The organism is Pseudomonas sp. FSL R10-1350, from assembly GCF_009600525.1.
GTDB classification, from domain to species: Bacteria; Pseudomonadota; Gammaproteobacteria; order Pseudomonadales; family Pseudomonadaceae; genus Aquipseudomonas; species Aquipseudomonas helleri.
Genome location: NZ_WIVR01000212.1, coordinates 1 through 325 on the forward strand (window position 1 = coordinate 1; position 325 = coordinate 325).

Here is a 325-nt window from a genome sequence, read left to right on the forward strand (position 1 = left end):
CGCTCGCCCTCATGGCGACCAGGTTTGGCGACTTGGAATGAAAAGATGAATAACGTTAGTGCGTCTAACCATTGGACTTAACTTATGACGAATTCACCTTACATCCCGCTGACCGCCATTGACTGCACCATTCCCGCCTTATTGATCGACCGCAACGCGCCACTGGACGTGTTGCACGCCAACGCGGCTGCCCGTGTTTTGGCGGTTACCCAATTGATGGAAACCTTCGCCAGCCGCGAACTGGCCGAGGCCGACGCCATTGATCTCAAACACCTGGCCAGCACCGCAGTGTTATTGCTGCGCGATGGCTGCGACGTGCTCGACG

The 325-nt window shown here is 56.6% G+C and carries 1 protein-coding gene; it reads left to right on the forward strand.

Annotated features, from left to right (window positions below; translation table 11 throughout):
• Window positions 1-84 precede the first annotated feature (84 nt).
• A partial coding sequence (locus tag GHO25_RS25890; protein WP_153393463.1) for a short-chain dehydrogenase occupies window positions 85-325 on the forward strand: 241 nt, incomplete at its 3' end.